The sequence below is a fragment of the Anaerolineae bacterium genome (assembly GCA_035529315.1).
In the GTDB taxonomy this organism is placed as follows: domain Bacteria; phylum Desulfobacterota; class Desulfobacteria; order Desulfobacterales; family ETH-SRB1; genus Desulfaltia.
This window is the reverse complement of the sequence record DATKWZ010000016.1, coordinates 34,072-51,159: the sequence shown is the minus strand read 5'-3', so window position 1 is coordinate 51,159 and position 17,088 is coordinate 34,072. Positions and strand designations below refer to the sequence as shown.

Here is a 17,088-nt window from a genome sequence, read left to right as displayed (position 1 = left end):
ATCACATTTATTTATTTAATCTTTATAAATAGCACGCTTTATTTAGTCAAGCATAAAATATCTATTTTTTTATGCAACAACAAATTTTATTGCTGGTTGCTGGTTGCTTTTTCTCTTGACACATAATTCAATTACCCCTACTTTTTGGCCTACCCAAAAGAGAGTTTATCTATAGGAATAACAATGAAAATCGCAATCACAGGCAAAGGCGGTGTCGGCAAGACCACACTCGCGGGCACGCTTGCCCGCCTTTTCGCAGCGGACGGCTTTGCAGTTCTTGCAATCGATGCCGATCCTGACATGAACCTGGCATCTGCCATCGGCATTAAAAACCCACCGGTTCCACTCACCGAACATAAAAAACTAATCGAAGAACGTGCAGGCACAGGCATAGGGGGTATCTTCAAGCTGAACCCAAAGGTAGATGACATTGCTTGTCGATTTGGTGTAACCGAACATGGTGTTTCAATGCTGACCATGGGAACTATCGACAAGGGAGGGTCGGGATGCATGTGTCCCGCATCCTCGCTGCTGCGTGCGTTGCTGCGCCATGTGCTGCTTAAGGAACAGAGCATTGTGATCCTTGATATGGAGGCCGGCATTGAGCATCTCGGACGCGGAACCGCCAGCGGTGTTGATCTGATGATCGTGGTGGTCGAGCCTGGAACCAGATCAATCGAGACAGCGGCGCGGATACGGAAATTAAGTAAAAAGATCGGAATCGGAAGATTGTCTGCCGTAATCAACAGAGCAAGCGAGCGCGATATCGGCGCAATCAGCGAGAATCTGGACAGACTCGGAATATCCGTGATCGGCGCAATTCCGTATGATAATAATCTGATACAGGCGGATATCAATGAGCAGTCGCCGTTTGATGTTGGTGGCGATGCAGTTTCGGCGATCAAAAGAATAAAGGATGCAATTATAGCGTCGACATAACCGAGAATTGCTGACGCACGGATAGATGATTGGGGTGGTTAGTGGATGAATTGATAATTCTTAATCTTCATGCATCCGCCTGTCTGCAAGTTTTTTCAAAGATTCTTTGACTGTATATAGTACTGTAAATTTCTCTTCCAAAATATCGACTAGTTTTGCCAGCTGTTCCTGTTCCATATGCTGAATGCGAAAATAGACATTTCTGTACCCTTTATCCGCCAGGTCATAGCTTGTAAGTATACTCACAAGACGACCGCCCATACCGCGAATAACATCTGCGGTTTCATGCACTGATCCGGGTTTATCTTTCAGGCAGAGAGCAAACTGGATATCGCCGCTGTATACTCCGGTAATATGGATTAAAGCTTTAAATACATCTGTTTGGGTAATAACGCCGATTAAATTGTGTTGATCATTTACTACCGGAAGTCCTGAAATCTTGTTTTCGAGCATCAAGACCGCTGCGAGTTCAATTGTCTCATCAGGTCTCACATAAATTACATCTTTTGTCATCAATTTTTTGACTTTAATCTCAGATAGCAGATAACTTATTTCATAGATATCCAGAGTGGTCGCCTTTGATGGAGAAGCCTCTTTTAAGTCCGTATCGGTAACAATCCCAACCAATTTTCCTTTTCTGACTACAGGAAGACGACGAATATTGTTCTCCTTCATAAGGACGGAAGCCTTCATCATAGAAGTCTCTTCTTCGACCGAAACTACATCGCTTGACATCCATCCCTTAACTAACATAATATTTCCTCCATTGCTCGCAACCTGTATTTTTATTATTTTATGCCATTAGCTTTTAACCGGTTTAGTAAAATATAGGTATAATTAAATTGTGTGTCAAGAAAAAAAAGTGACGCAACATGTTGTAGTTCAAGGTTATCCTGCCGCTAAAGGCTTGTGCGGAGGGGAGATGCGGGCACACACCTTCACCGAGCGAAAAAGCGAGGGATCAGTATGGGGTAGAAATCCGGCAGCGCTGAATCTGTTCATGAATTCCTGATTTACATTTAATTCAAGATAGGTAACGCTGTCTCTGATCTTATCGATCTCATCTAAACACTCACTCGATGTAAGCGCCATGGTTGCTCCGCCAATAGAGCTGTTGCCCAGTGATTTATAACGGTCAATCGGCAAATCAGGAAGCATTCCAATAGAGATGGCAGACCTGGGATTGATAAAAGATCCAAAGGTGCCTGCCACATAAAATGTCGAAAGATCATTAAAAGAGATTCCAACAGAAGATGTAACAGTTTCAAGTATTGTATACATGGCAGCCTTGGATCTGATAAGGATGTCAATCTCTGCCTGACTTATAGTAAGGTCAGACCCTGTGGCGGAATCTATTGCAGGTACTACCACAAGATGCCTGATACCTTCTTTCTCCTTTAATATGCTGCCGCATATCGACGGCAGTATCTTGCCCTTGATGTCGATCATGCCACAAAGAAAAAGGTGGGCTGCAAGGTCTATCAGACCTGAACCGCAAATCCCTTTAGGCGGCATATTGTCAATGGTATGCAATTGAATATTATAAGTATCATGATCAATCGCAACCCGATCAACCACCCCTGGGCCCGCCATCATGCCAATCCCTGTTACTCCGCATTCCAGGGCAGGCCCGGCTGCTCCGGCACAGGCAATAAGCCAGTGTCTATTTCCTAATACAACCTCTGCATTTGTCCCAACGTCAACCAGAATAGCCGTATCCTCTGTTTTGTTTAAGCCGGAAAACAGAATTCCTGCGATCAGGTCTCCACCAAAGTAGCTGCCGACATTTGGAAAGATCAGAACTCTGGCCGCAGGATTAACCTTGATTCCCAGCTCTTCAGCCTTTACAAGTCCGGGTCTGTTTATAACCGGAATATATGGCTCACGTATTATCCAGTGAGGACTAAGACCCATGAAGAGATGGGTCATGGCTGTATTGCCGGCCACAGAAAGGGAGTATATGTTATGTGGCTTTATTTTACAGGAATCGCACAATTTTATGATCATTCGGTTAAGGCCGTCGATAATCATTTTGTTGAGCCTGTTCAGCCCTCCATCCTGGTCTGCAAAGTGTATCCTTGTCAGTATGTCGGGTCCTGCTGATATTTGAGGATTGTCAAAAGATGTTTCTGCCGGAATCCGGCCTGTTGAAAGATCTATAAGGCGCAAGACAATTCTGGTGGTGCCGAGATCAACGGCCAGGCCGTATATGGGACTTGTATCCTGCGGATGCGTAATACCTGTAACAAGCCACCTTTTCCGATCCTTGAAAAGGATGCAGTCGACATTGTATTCGCATCTCCTTAAAAGATCCGGCAACCTTTTTAATAAGTAAAGGTCTATATCAACGGCATCGGTATCAAGTTTGCTTTTTAATTCTCCTATAAGCCGATCAGCATCTGCGGTATTGTTTTGCAGAGTCGGGGGAGTGATAGAAACATGTCTTATCCAGCCGGTGTTGTTTTTATTCGTCTTCAATAATAAAGGTCTCCGAAATATTAATGAGAATAAACTATGCGTAAACTTATCGAATTGCAAATGGAATTTTGGGGAAAAAGTAGCCGTGACAATAGAAAAAGCGGTTTCCCCTTTTACACATAATTCTTGACACTATTTATATAATAACATAAAAATTACATAAATGGTAATAGATCAACCATAAGGTCGCAAAGGCATTAAGATTCTAAAATTATTACTTATTTTTATGCAGGCAAAAAGCAATATCTGTAATTTTTTTGGGGAATGAATTCTTCCTTTGTGACTTTGTGGCTGAACTTATAAAACGGTTTTTAGAAAATATGAGAGAATAAGGTAGGGACGATGAGTATTAATGTTGTTGAAAGGATCGATGATTTAATTACGGTGAAGCACATACTTGTAAGTGTTTCAGACAAAAATGGCCTCGACAGGCTAATACCGGAGCTGCTTTCAGTAAATCCTGAGCTAAAAATTTTTTCAACCGGAGGCACATACAGCAGTATAAAAGAGATACTCGGCTCTGATGCCGCATCCTGCCTGACACAGGTGTCAGATTACACAGGGCAGCCTGAAACTCAGGGGGGGCTTGTTAAAACACTGGATTTTAAGATATATCTTGGTCTTCTTACCGAGACTTATAATGATGCACATAAAGATGACTTGAACAGGACGGGTTCAATGCCTATTGATATGGTTGTTTGCAATCTGTATCCTTTTAAAGAAACTATTTCAAAACAAGGAGTAACAGTTGAGCAGGCCAGGGGTAATATAGATATAGGCGGTCCCTGTATGATAAGGGCGTCAGCAAAGAATTTTTTGCGGGTTGCATCTGTTGTTGAACCATCGGATTATGAAAAGATTATTTCTGAAATAAAAGCAAATGACGGTAAGACCTCTCTTGAACTTCGTTTTAATCTGGCGCAAAAGGCTTTTGCGCACACGGCAGTTTATGATCGCACTATTGCAGATTTTTTTGGTTCTAAATCATCTAACGATGCAAAAAGCTGTTATAAGGGTTTTTAAAGGAGATATAAATGGCTGAAGATCTAAAGAAAATATATAAAACAATCATGGATGACCATTTTACGCCGAATATGGAAATCAGCTTTGTGGACAAAGATAAAAGGCAGACTCTTTTTTATGAAAAAGTTACCTGGACTATAGATAATGTTGAAAAAGGCTTAAGATACGGTGAAAATCCAGGACAGGAAGCCGCACTTTACAAACTTGTTAATGGGAATCTGATCCTTGCAGAAACAGAAATTATACAGCCCGGCCAGTATCTGGTGTCGGATATTGAGCTTTTGCAGTCAGGCAAGCATCCCGGCAAGACAAATTTAACCGATGCCGATAATTCCCTTAATATCCTGAGATATTTTAAAGACAAACCCACTGTGGTAATTGTAAAGCACAACAATCCATGCGGGGTCGCCCAGTCTGATACACTTGAGGATGCCTATATTAAGGCTAATATGGCAGACAGAGTTGCTGCATTTGGTGGTTGTATCGCTGTAAACAGGGCTGTTGATAAAGCAACGGCAGAAGCGATTAACAGGCAATATGCTGAAGTTGTGGTAGCTCCTGACTTTGAAGCCGGGGTTATGGATATTTTTGCAAAGAAGAAAAACCTCAGGGTAGTAAGAATAGGAAATATAGACAGATTAACAGATTTTGTCGGGCAGAGATTTGTAGAATTCAAAAGTCTTATTGATGGCGGTATTGTTGCCCAGTGGTCTTTTGTACCCGCTGCCCGGACGAAAGATGATCTTAAGATAGCTGAGTGTGAATACAAAGGGAAAAATTACAAAGTTAACCGGGAGCCGACAGAGAAGGAATATAATGATATGCTGTTTGGATGGCTGGTTGAGTCAGGAGTTACATCTAACTCGGTTATTTTTGTAAAGGATCTGGTAACAGTTGGTGTTGGCACAGGAGAACAGGACAGGGTAGGGGTTGCCGAGATAGCCAGAGATAAAGCATATCGAAAGCTTGCCGACCGTTACTGTTTTGAGATGTATCAAATTCCTTATAATGAATTAAAAGACAAGGATAAAAAGGAAGAGATTGACAGCAGAGTCGCAGACGAGAAGGGCGGGCTGATCGGTTCTGCAATGGTTAGTGATGCATTTTTCCCGTTCAGGGATGGTGTTGAAGTCGGCCTGAATGAAGGTATTTCCGCTGTGATTCAGCCTGGCGGTTCTAATAATGACTATCAGTCGATTGAGGCATGCAATGAGTTAGATGTTACAATGGTATATACGGGACAAAGGAGTTTTAAGCACTAAGGGAGCGGGGGAACGAAGGCATAGCTCTCATAATCAACTATCTGATGAACACTGTCCATAATGTTTTGCATTGATTTGCCGGGCGAGTTCAGCATTACTGCAAAGCGATACACTTCCCCTTTTTTATTTTCAATATAGCCTATCCTTGTTGTTATGCCCTTTAATGTTCCTGATTTATAATACTCTCTGTTTGAGCGGCGCATTAAATTGTAGTATGGTTCAAATTGTTTGATAATTTCAGCCAGATTCTTTGCGGAAATCCTGTTTTTTTTAGATATTCCAGAGCCTTCAACAAGGCAAATGTTGTCTATATTAAGCACGTTTTTTACATAAGTTGATGCCGCGAGTATCCCTTTGGCCAGTGTTCCAGGAGGACCGAAAACCTTTGCCCCTGTCGCAATTAATATCTGGTTTGCCATAAAGTTGTTTGAATGCTCAAGTAGTTTTGGTATTATCTGTTTTAAGGTAAATTGTGAAGTATATTGATAAATTAGTTTATCTTTGTCTTTCCGAACCTTTCCTAATCTTATCTTCCCCTTTATTTTGATTCCTTCCTTATTCAGGAAATATTGAAAAAGATGTCCGGCATAGAGTGTAATTTCATTTTCAGCATGAGTAAGCACTATTCTTTCCTTTTTGAGGCCGGATTGTTTAATCCTTTTAAAAGCGATCGGCAAAAGAGGTGTCTGAGGCTCAGCGCTGATAAAGGAGCCGTCTTTAAGCTGTTTAAAATAAACAGTGTTAAAATTGACGCACAAGGCGCCGTTTGGCGCATCATACGGCTCTAATGATTCTGTTTTCCCGGGGATTATTAGCTTTTTTGTAAAATATGAGTCATCTAAAACAAGATCGTTGATTTTTTGAGTCTTTATTGAAAGGTCGGTGCTTAAGGATTTTGATATTTCCGTTAAGACTTCTGATATCAAAAGCGGATCGCCGTAGCCCTTTATTTTCAGATTTGCCTTTGCATCCATGTAGAATTCAGTTGTGAATCTGTAATCAGGGCCTAAATAATGAAGCGCCACAAGAGATGTCAGTATTTTCAGGGTGGAAGCGGGAATCAGGGGCTTTTCGGCATTTTTGGAAAAAATAATTTTGCCTTGCTGGTTTGCGACAAGCACAGCATCATTACTGCCTATGTCATGTTGCAGGGCTTGAAGCGCCTTGCTTATAGAGCGCTTTGCCGGATGATTGTTTTGAGCATATTGATTTTTTGCCCATAAATTTTCCGGTTGCCCGAAATGCAAGAAACAGAAAAACAATAAGATCCAGGCAGATGATAAGGAAGGTTTCAATATATTCCCCTTAATAGGTTTTGTTTCCCCGTTTCAACGGGGCATGGCATTTCAATATTTGACAAAATGGCGGCGCAGTTATAATTAATAATTTAGTAAAGCGGTTTTTGGGCCGGAAGCATCTTATCTTCATAAAAAAGGATATTATAATAACTGATAAAAGAAAAGAGCCTGTTTTATGAAATATTAGGTTTTTATGCTTTCAAGAATCAGAGTAATCGGTCCGTCATTAATTAAAGATATATCCATTATTGCGCGGAATCGGCCGGTTTTGACGGTTATGCCCCTTTGCTCAACCTTTTTTACAAATTGTTCGTAAAGTTCGTTAGCCGCCACCGGTTCGGCGGCATCAATAAATGACGGGCGCCTGCCTTTCCGGCAGTCACCGAGCAGGGTAAATTGCGATACCACAAGCATTTCGCCACCTGTTTCAATCAACGACCTGTTCATCTTGTTGTTTTCATCTTCAAAGATCCTTAAATTAGTTATTTTATCTGCGAGGTATTCAGCGCCACCAGTATCATCCCCTTTAGCTATGCCGAGAAGCACAAGAAGGCCGGAGCCTATTTCATTGATTATCTCATTGTGTACAGATACAGAACTCTTTTTTACTCTTTGTATTACAGCGCGCATCTTCCTGCCCGGTATTATGTTTTATTTGGATTAATATATAACATGATTATCAAAAATTGACAACAAACTCAAACCCTGATTAAAGTGAACTGCAAGCTGCTCGTTAATGAAAGTCCTGTGGCGGCTTTCCGAGGGGTACTCTGTCGCCGTGAAGCTCTTTGCAGATGGTTTGTTGCATAAGACTAAAATATTACAGCTATTTTATTGTATAAATAAACAGCTTTTTATGTTATCAATCAAAATTGATAAGCTCGTAAAAAGTAATACACCAGGTCATTGTGAGGAGTACAATGATGAAGCAATCTCAAAACATGTTGACAACCCACAAGATTGCCACGTCCGGCCGCTTTACTCGCGGCTAAAGGCTCACTTGCTCCTTGCAATGACCGGAATTGAGCAAAATGGGGGTTGTGCAAAACCCCTGAGAACTTTTGGCTGACAAGGGTATAGGAGGAAATGTTGAAACGGTGTATAATAATATTTTTGATTGCTTTATTTTTTTTTGCGGATACAGGATGGACAGAAGAGGCTGCAGAAGAGTGGTTCAGTAAAGGGGTTAAAAGCATTGAAGAAAAGAATTATGAGCAGGCTATTAACTGTTTTAAAAAAACTATAAATATTTATCCCAACCATGTGCCCAGTTATAACAATTTAGGTTATATTTATAATATTATGGGAATGTGGGATAAGGCAATCGAAACATATAAAAAGGCCCTTACCATAAATTCCAATGATGTTAGTATTCATCATGATCTTGGAGTTTCATTGTATAAAAAGGAACTGCTTGATGAAGCAATTGCGGAATTTAAAAAAGCCATTGCTCTGGATTCTGAATTTGATCTTCCATATCATACATTAGGAGTTATTTACCTTGAGAAAAAGATGTTTGATGAAGCAATTGCGGTGCTTAAAAAGGCTTTGGAGATCGCGCCTGACAATCCTGTAGCGCATCGTAATCTTGGGCTGGCATATAAAGAAGTCGGCAAAAATATTTTGAGCGCCGATCATTATTATCAGGCAGGTATTCTTTATTTGAAAGCAGATAATAGAGAAGAGGCATTAATCGCCTATAAAAATATTCTTCAGTGTTCCAAGGAAATCGCCGGTGTTTTTTTAATAAAACTTTATCCGGACAAAGAAGCTTCTGATCCAACGACTCCGTTGTCTTTCAAAAAAAAGAGTCGGTGGTATGTTCTGCTCGCCGGAATGAATATTCGAAAGAACCATTCTGTCGGCAGTGAAATTATCGGTCAATTAGATAGAGATGTAGAATTTCAAATAATCAGGGAGGCGACGGATAATACTCCAGTTTATTCCTGGTATCTCATCAAAACCAAATCCGGATTTAGTGGTTGGTTATGTGGAGTCTATAACGGGATTGTTAAATATAATATTGTCAGTGAACGTAATGAACCATCATTTAAACTTCCTTAATAAATGAGGATTAAAGGAGGTTGTACGAGGATTATGTCTGCAAGGGGATCTCCTCGTCCTGTGAACAGGTGCAAATTTATTGTACAGCAGAAGAATAATGACATGATAGATATTGATGAACTCGTAAAAAGTCAAATTTCTAGCCTTTTTGTCATTTCCGTTAAAGCGGGAATCGAGCAACCTCAATTAGTTATAGACTCCAGCTTTCGCGGGAATGACATACAAAATGACTTTTTACGATGCCATCAACATTGATGCCCTGTGAACCGCAATAGCGAGCGAATCTAAAAAAATGGCTAACTTCCTTACGGTTGAAGATTCCCTGTAGCTTGCTACAGGGAATCTTCAATAAAAACAATATTTATTGTATTTTAGTGCTTAAAAAAAACAGGAGGTTAAGATTAATGAAAAAATTTGCTTTGATCGTTATCCTGAGTTTGTTTGTTTCAGCTTGTGGAACACTGGCAAAAGAGTCTGAATTTTTTGAGCATGACACAATGTACAAAAACTGGGATCACCTGAAATTCAGCATATATGGGTTCAAATGTCCTTCAGTAGAAAGCTCAAAGAAAACAGATGAACAAGGCTGGTGGGGCAAAGAAATACCCATAAATCCTGATAAATAATTATGAGATACAAACACCTGGTCATTGTCCTGAAGCTGCAAAGCCTCCAAGGGTTGGTTTAGTTGTTAATAATTAATTTTTAAGTTAGCATTTATGAGCGAGATAATATTTATTTTCGGAGGATGCAGGAGCGGCAAAAGCAGGCATGCTCTTGAATTGTCGGGCAGCATTTGCGGAAAAAACAGGATTTTTATTGCCACCTGCTTGCCGCTTGATGAAGAGATAAAGCAAAGAGTAGAGTGCCACCAGAAGGAAAGAGGCCAAGGCTGGACAACCATTGAGGCGCCGGTCCGCCTGCCGGAAGCGATAATTGAAAACCACCTGAAAGCCGATGTAATTGTTGTGGATTGCCTGACGTTCTGGACAAGCAACATTATTCTGGAGACAGATGATCAGGAAACAATTTTCAGGCATATGCACAGCCTGATACAGTCTATTAAAACAGCTCAATGCACTGTTATCCTGGTTGCAAACGAAGTCGGGGCAGGTATTGTTCCGGATAACGTTCTTGCAAGAAGGTTCAGGGATGTGGCCGGGTATGTCAACCAGAATGTGGCTGCATGTTCTGATAAGGTTATATGGATGGCTGCCGGCATACCTGTAAAGATAAAATAAATAATGAAAAGCCTTATTGCAGCAATACAGTTTATAACAATTTTGCCTGTTGGAAAGCCGGGAGGGTTTGAGCCCAAAAGCATGATACAGCTTTTCCCGGTTGTGGGCATAATTATCGGCTTGCTGGTTTCAGCCTTTGATATGGCTGTTTTACAATTATGGCCTAAGCCTGTTGCCTCACTGCTCGATGTGATATTTCTTGCGCTCATTACAGGCGCATTTCATCTGGATGGTCTGGCAGACACAGCGGACGGTCTTCTGGGACACAGGACCAGAGAACATGCCCTTGTCATAATGAAGGACAGCAGAATCGGCGTGATGGGGCTTGTAGCCGTTGTCTGCGCGCTGGCGATTAAATGGGCTGGCATCGCAAGTTTAGATGTTCACCGGAGCCTGCTGCTTGTTATTATACCTGCCTACGCAAGGGGAAGTATTTTATTCGGCATAAGGTTTCTTAAGTACGGCAGAACTGAAGGCGGAACCGGCCATGCTTTTTTTAGCGATCCATTAAAAATCAGCTCCTTTTGGGGATTGCTGATACCTGTTGCCCTTTCCTTTTTTTTAGGATGGAGAGGAGCCCTGTTAAACCTGATTTTTATCATTATAACAGCGCTAATCCTGCTTTACTATAAAAAGCGGATCAGATGCATTACAGGCGACATGTTAGGAGCAATGACCGAAGTTATTGAATCAATGCTTTTTTTGATGGTTTCGATAACTCTCTCCTTTTTGTAACTATTCAGCCACAGATTCACCCCAGTACGATCATCCTGACCTACGGGGCAGGCACAGATGAACGCAGATATATTTAAATACAAAGAAATTACGGAATATTAAGAATTATATTATAATTTTTAACCGCAAAATCGAGCAAAGCGGGCAATGATATAAAATTTGGATTTTAGCCAATCAACTTTGAACAATATGTATTCAGCTCTTCCTAAATCATACAAAGGACTATATCCGTTCAGGCTGGGAACAACGTCATTTATATACCCTGATCATTATATACCTAATGTTAAAATGCTTGGCCCTTATCTAAATGAAATCGAACTTCTTTTGTTTGAAAGCAGTTATGACAGTCTTCCTTCAAAGCACGAGATAAAAGAGCTCTCCATGCTCGCAGAGGAATTCGACATTACTTATGACATTCATTTGCCTATAGATATATTGTTGGGGGATGAAGATCGATCAGTCAGGTGCCGCGCCATTGAGTCGGTTCAACGTGTAATAGACCTTACCCTGCCTTTAATACCTTCAGTTTATATACTTCATCTTTCATTTAATGAAGATTTGAGTAAAACAGATAACATAAGCAAATGGCAGGAATGTATTTATGAGAGCATGGACAGGTTGCTTGCAACCGGAATAAACAGCAGATCAATAGCAATTGAAAACCTGATGTATCCCTTTGAATGGGCAGAAGAGGTTATATCTTCGTTAAATCTATCCGTGTGTATTGATACAGGGCATCTTATACGGATGAATGCAGATATAAAAAAGGTTTTCGACAAACACCATGACAGGACATCAATAATACATCTTCACGGAGTTAAAGACAACCTCGATCACTTGTCGCTTGATAAATTGAGAGATAATGAAACATCAGATATTATGAAAATATTAAAAACATATGCCGGGATAGCGATAATAGAGGTGTTTTCATATAACAACCTGCAAGCCTCACTAAAATATCTGGAAAAATGCTGGAACCAATAATCTATTGTGCAAGACCATAAATTGGCCTTTAAGGGTTTAAAAGCAGCCTGTTATGATTTGACACAAACTGATTGAGATTTTAAGATGATTTTCAGATAGGTTCACAGAAGATTTTTTGCGATTTTTACTTTTAAAACAGTCGGGAGGTTGAGGGAAAATGGTTTCAGAAGATATTGGATTGGTTGAGATTGTAAAACAGATTATACCTGTTGACGAAAAATGGATAAAAAAGGGGCGTGAAAGAACAGCTCAACTCCTGATGCCTGCCAGGGCCCTTGGAAGGCTGCATGACATATCTGAACGTTTATGCGGCATCCAAAAAACTCTTAAACCTTCGATAGAGCGCAAAGCATTTATGGTCATGGCCGGAGACCACGGTGTTGTGAAGGAAGGGGTAAGTGCTTTTCCTCAGGAAGTAACAGGCGAGATGATAAAAACCTTTTTAAACGGCGGCGCAGGCATCAATGTTCTTGCAAGGCAGGTTAATGCAGATGTTTTTGTGGTTGATATGGGTATTGTTTCCAACCTTGACCCTGTCACACTAAATGGAGGGGATCGTTTTTTCATGTACAAGGTGGCAAAAGGCACGGCCAATTTTTCCCAGGGACCTGCCATGACACGTGAAGACGCGGAAAAATCAATATTAACAGGGTTTCAACTTGCGGCTGGCCTTTTTAATAAAGGGGTACAGATTCTCGGTACAGGTGATATGGGAATAGGCAACACCACCCCTTCTGCGGCTATCGGGGCCGTCCTTACAGGTAGGACATTAGAGGAAATGGTCGGCCGCGGGACAGGTGTGGATGATAAAGGTCTTTTCAGAAAGCAGGAAGCGATTCGCAAAGGAATCAAGATAAACCAGCCAAACAGGGAAGACGGCCTTGATGTTCTTTCAAAAGTCGGAGGTTTTGAGATTGGCGGAATTGCCGGGTGTGTTCTGGCTGGTGCATATTATAAACGACCTGTAGTAATTGACGGGTTTATTTCAACTGCCGGCGCGCTTATCGCCCACTCACTTTGTCCTGCGGTTGTGGATTATCTGTTCGCCGGGCATTGCTCCGAAGAGCTTGGCCACAGATTAATGCTGGAGCATCTCGGGCTTAAACCGATTCTCGATCTTGGCATGCGTCTTGGAGAAGGTACCGGCGGCGCGCTCGCCATGTGTATAATTGAAGGCGCTGTGCGTATTTTTACAGACATGCTTACTTTTGGAGAAGCCGGTGTTACTGGTACGGGATCTCCGATTTGATCCGACAAGCTACGGGGTTAGTCGCTGTTGCGGTTCAAAAGGCGGGCCTTGCAGTAAGTCTGTTGCTGACGGCCTGATTGTTATTGACACCCATGCCAGGATTGTCTTAATAGAGATGGCTGCCGAAGATCTCCTGGGTGTTTATTTCAGCGATGTGATTGATCGGCTCATCAATGTTGCCATCAAGCATGAGACACTTGTAATGTTAACATAATGATTTAGGAATTTAGATTTCTGAGTTTGGATCTGAAGAAAAGAGAAAGATAAGATGAAAAAAATTCTTATAGTGGATAACGAGTTAGACATCAGGGAATTGGTGGAGGCAACTCTCAGGGCTGAAGACTACCAGATTCTTCAGGCTAAAAGTGCGGAAAAGGCTATTGAGATTGTGAAGGCTGAAAAGCCGGATTTGATAATTATGGATATCATGATGCCCAGGGGGATGGATGGTCTGGAAGCAACCCGGATTCTAAAAAATGACCCGAAGACCAAGGACTGCATCATAATCATGCTGAGTGTAAAAGGTCAGCAGGTTGACAGGGAGAAGGGCATTGCAGCAGGCGCGGACGACTATTTTACCAAACCCTTCAGTCCTCTGGAATTGATAAAGAAGGTTGCAGGGGTGCTTGCATAGCTTGAGTATTTTTCAAGGGTCTCACTGTGAGACAGGTGCCGAATTTATTTTCGCAGTTGATATTTTTTTACGGCTTTGTTGTGTTCGTTTATGCTTGCTGAAAACTTGTGTGTCTGGTCCTTTTTTGAAACAAAATAAAGAAAATTCGTATCAGCAGGGTAGAGGGCGGCTTCTATTGCTTTAATTCCCGGGTTTGCGACAGGGCCGGGAGGGAGCCCTTTCATTGTATATGTATTATAAGGGGTTTGGGCGGAAAGATGCTTTCGTGTTATGTTGCCGTCAAAGTTCTTTAAACCGTAGATGACTGTTGGATCACTTTGAAGACGCATCCTTTTCTTTAAACGATTGTGAAAAACAGATGAGATAACAGGCCGCTCAAAAGAAACGCCTGTTTCCTTTTCAATAATCGATGCAAGTGTCACCACCTGATGAATCGATAAATTAAGATCTTTTGCCCGCATTTTCCATTTTTGATTAAAGATTGATCTGAATTGCTCAACCATTGCAGCTATTATTTTTTCCTGTGTTATATCTTTTGGAAAGTTATAGGTATCCGGGAAGAGATATCCTTCAAAGGTTTCAGCATTAATTCCCTGCTTATACACAAAGGATGAGTCTGTTGCTGCTCTTAAAAAGTCTGCCCTGGTGCCCAGTTTTGCTTCGGAAATAATTGATGCAATCTGTTCCAGATTATAACCTTCCGGTATGGTTATTTTATAGAGCCGGACCTTTCCGCTTGCCATTATTTTCAGTATTTTTATCGGAGTCATAGAGGAAGAAAAGAGGTATTCACCGGCCTTTATCTTTTTGTCGCTGCCTTTAATACGGGCCAACAACTTAAATTTAACCGGATTTTTTATAACACCTGTATTGTTCAGATGGTTGGCAATAGTTGAAAGGTTTTGGCCGGGCAATATTACTACAACCTTTTCTGAATTATCGGTATTTGCGCTTTTGTCCGCATAAACTAAAAGATCAAGAAAGAGGCATGCCAGGGCTGCAAAAGAGATAAATGCAGATATTAAAAAAAATGTTTTTATTTTATCCAATTCGCAATATTCCCTGTTTTGAGTGCCTAAAGTGAGCTAAAGTGCCTAAAATGCCTAAAGTTAAGGAATGCGCCTCTGGCGCTGCTAATTTTAACTTCTACAAAACAAGTATAGATCACTTGAAACCTTTGCCCAAGCCTACTATACGTGCCGGTAGTTAGTGCCAAAGCAGGCTTTTAAATAGGCAGAATACATTAACTTTAGGCACTTGTAACCGACTAATTCCTATAACGGTAGAACCTTCTTATGGTACCACTTCCAGCGGTAGTGGTTTAAACCGATTGCCAAATTATCAATAAACCATATTTTAAACATCCGCAAGTTGTTTAAGCTCGGAGAGAATATGTCGTTATGACGGAAAATGATCAATATCAGAACCAACCTGCAGGCATATATATTCATGTCCCTTTTTGCTTAAGGAAATGTCCTTATTGTGGTTTTTATTCAATAAGCGATCTGTCCCTTACGAAAGCATTTCTTAAAGCCCTGATGCTCGAAATGCGCATTCTTGGTAATATTCCCTTTGTGTTTGACACGATCTATATTGGAGGAGGAACCCCTTCGATCTTAACACCAGAGGATATTGGTAAAATAATTGAGGATGCCTGCCACTTCTTTAAGATTTTGGAACATGCTGAGATAACAATGGAAGTAAATCCAGGCGCTGTGGATAAAGAGCGTTTTATCGGTTATAAGAGGGTAGGGGTAAATCGCATTAATATCGGGGCGCAGTCATTTCAGGAGACAAATCTTAAATTTCTTGGGCGGATTCATTCAGGAAAGCATATAAATCCTGCTGTAAAATGGGCTCGAAAGGCTGGTTTTGATAATATTGGACTTGATCTTATTTACGGCATTCCAGGGCAGACAATGAAATCATGGCTTTTTGACTTGCAAAAGGCCGTTGACCTTAGACCCGAACACCTTTCATGCTATATGCTTACCTATGAATCAGGCACCCCTATGTATAAAGGCCGGCAGGAGGCAAGGTTTTGTCCTTTGCCTGAAAATCTTGCAGGCGATATGTTTGAATCAACAATAGAATTTTTAAATATAAATAATTATGTCCAATATGAGATATCAAATTTTGTGTTACTTCAATCAGGTAAAAGGGACAACATGTCAAGGCATAACAGAAAATACTGGTTGTCTGCGCCATATATCGGGCTTGGCCCTTCAGCCCATTCATTTGTTGAGCCCGTGCGTTACTGGAACACCCGCAGCGTGACAAAATATATCAAAGATATCAATGGGAACAGGCTTTCAATAGATGGAAAGGAGGTTTTATCAAAAGAGCAACAGATGATAGAGGCAATTTCGCTTGGGTTGAGAATGACGGATGGAATTAAAACAGATATTTTTGATAAAAAATTTGATGTAAGCTTTAATAAAATATTTGCCGAAACGATAGCGTATCTTGAAGAAGACGGGTTGATCAGGGCCGCTGAAAACCGATGCTCGCTTACACGCAAGGGGCTGCTGTTTGCTGACAGCATTACCTCCCTGCTGATATAAAGTCCCAAAATCGTCATGCCGGACTTGACCGGATTGCTCCACGCAAGCCCCATCCCCAATCGTCCCCCGGTCTTCCGAAGGATGAAATAGAAAATATTTGCGGTAATAACGCTGCCAACCTTCTTAAACTGTAGTTCGTCTTTTGTGCAAAGATTTTTTTGACTTATGACTCTCTTTGTTTTACGCTGCAATCCACGTATTTTAATCCACAGATTACGCAGATTTTCCTGCCTGTGGGTGTTCGCTACGCAGACAGGCGTGAGTTATTGGTGAGGGGTAGTTTATTAAAAAAGGAGGAAGATAAATTGGAGAGAAAAACACAATACAAGCCCATATACGAGTTGATCTGTGTGAAAACCGTGGATGGTTTAATCATGGAGGGCAAGGTGAATATCGCAGGAAAAAAAAGGGTTTCCGAGCTTTTTACCGCTAGCGACAAGTCTTTTATTGTATTGGTAGATGTTAAGTTAAAAGGAGGGAGCACCAGTGAACTTTTTATTAATAAGCGGCATATTGTATGGGTTAAACCCAAGGATATAGCAAAAGGGGACAAAGTGTCTCTGGCGGATTAAGATTGCCAAGTAACCGTTCACTGTTCAGGGGTTAAAAATCGTATA

Annotated in this window: 18 protein-coding genes; 13 read left to right on the top strand and 5 right to left on the bottom strand. The window is 41.1% G+C overall.

The genetic code is table 11. From position 1 onward, the window contains the following. Positions 1 to 183: 183 nt before the first annotated feature. Positions 184 to 939 (top strand): carbon monoxide dehydrogenase accessory protein CooC, encoded by a 756-nt coding sequence (locus VMW78_03335; GenBank protein HUV50040.1) that lies wholly within the window; start codon positions 184 to 186, stop codon positions 937 to 939. A 60-nt stretch (positions 940 to 999) separates the two neighbouring features. Here the strand turns inward: VMW78_03335 and VMW78_03330 are convergent, their stop codons facing one another. Continuing rightward, the gene (locus tag VMW78_03330) at positions 1,000 to 1,692 is read right to left on the bottom strand and encodes a CBS and ACT domain-containing protein (protein HUV50039.1); all 693 of its coding nucleotides are present in this window, start codon (positions 1,690 to 1,692) and stop codon (positions 1,000 to 1,002) included. Between the two features lie 135 nt (positions 1,693 to 1,827). Continuing rightward, a complete protein-coding gene (locus VMW78_03325; protein HUV50038.1) occupies positions 1,828 to 3,417 on the bottom strand; it encodes an ASKHA domain-containing protein in 1,590 nt (529 codons plus the stop codon). Positions 3,418 to 3,759: 342 nt separating this feature from the next. On the opposite strand from VMW78_03325, the gene VMW78_03320 reads away from it, so the two are divergent. Next, on the top strand, positions 3,760 to 4,440 hold the full coding sequence (locus VMW78_03320; GenBank protein ID HUV50037.1) for a hypothetical protein: 681 nt from the start codon (positions 3,760 to 3,762) through the stop codon (positions 4,438 to 4,440). An 11-nt stretch (positions 4,441 to 4,451) separates the two neighbouring features. Beyond that, positions 4,452 to 5,702 (top strand): IMP cyclohydrolase, encoded by a 1,251-nt coding sequence (locus VMW78_03315; protein HUV50036.1) that lies wholly within the window; start codon positions 4,452 to 4,454, stop codon positions 5,700 to 5,702. Here VMW78_03315 and VMW78_03310 read toward each other — a convergent pair. Next, positions 5,699 to 6,997: a D-alanyl-D-alanine carboxypeptidase gene (locus VMW78_03310; protein HUV50035.1), complete on the bottom strand. Its 1,299-nt coding sequence runs from the start codon at positions 6,995 to 6,997 to the stop codon at positions 5,699 to 5,701. The two genes, VMW78_03315 and VMW78_03310, sit on opposite strands and share 4 nt — an antisense overlap. Before the next feature lie 186 nt (positions 6,998 to 7,183). Then, the gene (gene dtd, locus VMW78_03305) at positions 7,184 to 7,630 is read right to left on the bottom strand and encodes a D-aminoacyl-tRNA deacylase (protein HUV50034.1); all 447 of its coding nucleotides are present in this window, start codon (positions 7,628 to 7,630) and stop codon (positions 7,184 to 7,186) included. A 456-nt stretch (positions 7,631 to 8,086) separates the two neighbouring features. Here dtd and VMW78_03300 point away from each other — a divergent pair, with 456 nt between their 5' ends. From VMW78_03300 to VMW78_03265, 8 genes are all read left to right on the top strand, one after another. Next, the gene (locus VMW78_03300; protein ID HUV50033.1) at positions 8,087 to 9,064 is read left to right on the top strand and encodes a tetratricopeptide repeat protein; all 978 of its coding nucleotides are present in this window, start codon (positions 8,087 to 8,089) and stop codon (positions 9,062 to 9,064) included. 404 nt (positions 9,065 to 9,468) lie between these two features. Continuing rightward, positions 9,469 to 9,690 carry a hypothetical protein gene (locus tag VMW78_03295; GenBank protein ID HUV50032.1) on the top strand — a complete coding sequence of 74 codons (222 nt, stop codon included), beginning with the start codon at positions 9,469 to 9,471 and terminating at the stop codon, positions 9,688 to 9,690. Positions 9,691 to 9,783: 93 nt separating this feature from the next. Then, complete coding sequence (gene cobU / locus VMW78_03290; GenBank protein HUV50031.1) at positions 9,784 to 10,305, top strand: bifunctional adenosylcobinamide kinase/adenosylcobinamide-phosphate guanylyltransferase; 522 nt, start codon at positions 9,784 to 9,786, stop codon at positions 10,303 to 10,305. A 3-nt stretch (positions 10,306 to 10,308) separates the two neighbouring features. Beyond that, a complete protein-coding gene (cobS, locus tag VMW78_03285) occupies positions 10,309 to 11,040 on the top strand; it encodes an adenosylcobinamide-GDP ribazoletransferase (protein ID HUV50030.1) in 732 nt (243 codons plus the stop codon). Between the two features lie 189 nt (positions 11,041 to 11,229). Continuing rightward, entirely contained in the window at positions 11,230 to 12,024 is a 795-nt protein-coding gene (gene cbiR, locus VMW78_03280; GenBank protein HUV50029.1) for a cobamide remodeling phosphodiesterase CbiR, read from the top strand. Between the two features lie 157 nt (positions 12,025 to 12,181). Beyond that, positions 12,182 to 13,273 carry a nicotinate-nucleotide--dimethylbenzimidazole phosphoribosyltransferase gene (gene cobT / locus VMW78_03275; protein ID HUV50028.1) on the top strand — a complete coding sequence of 364 codons (1,092 nt, stop codon included), beginning with the start codon at positions 12,182 to 12,184 and terminating at the stop codon, positions 13,271 to 13,273. Continuing rightward, positions 13,245 to 13,487, top strand: coding sequence for a hypothetical protein (locus VMW78_03270; GenBank protein HUV50027.1), 243 nt, complete (start codon positions 13,245 to 13,247; stop codon positions 13,485 to 13,487). Before cobT ends, VMW78_03270 begins: the two co-directional genes overlap by 29 nt. A 54-nt stretch (positions 13,488 to 13,541) precedes the next feature. Then, complete coding sequence (locus VMW78_03265) at positions 13,542 to 13,907, top strand: response regulator (GenBank protein HUV50026.1); 366 nt, start codon at positions 13,542 to 13,544, stop codon at positions 13,905 to 13,907. 44 nt (positions 13,908 to 13,951) lie between these two features. Here the strand turns inward: VMW78_03265 and mltG are convergent, their stop codons facing one another. Next, positions 13,952 to 14,956, bottom strand: coding sequence for an endolytic transglycosylase MltG (gene mltG, locus VMW78_03260; GenBank protein HUV50025.1), 1,005 nt, complete (start codon positions 14,954 to 14,956; stop codon positions 13,952 to 13,954). A 351-nt stretch (positions 14,957 to 15,307) separates the two neighbouring features. Between mltG and hemW the strand changes: the two genes are divergently transcribed. Further along, positions 15,308 to 16,471: a radical SAM family heme chaperone HemW gene (gene hemW / locus VMW78_03255; GenBank protein ID HUV50024.1), complete on the top strand. Its 1,164-nt coding sequence runs from the start codon at positions 15,308 to 15,310 to the stop codon at positions 16,469 to 16,471. 305 nt (positions 16,472 to 16,776) lie between these two features. After that, positions 16,777 to 17,043 (top strand): hypothetical protein, encoded by a 267-nt coding sequence (locus VMW78_03250; GenBank protein HUV50023.1) that lies wholly within the window; start codon positions 16,777 to 16,779, stop codon positions 17,041 to 17,043. Positions 17,044 to 17,088: the final 45 nt, after the last annotated feature.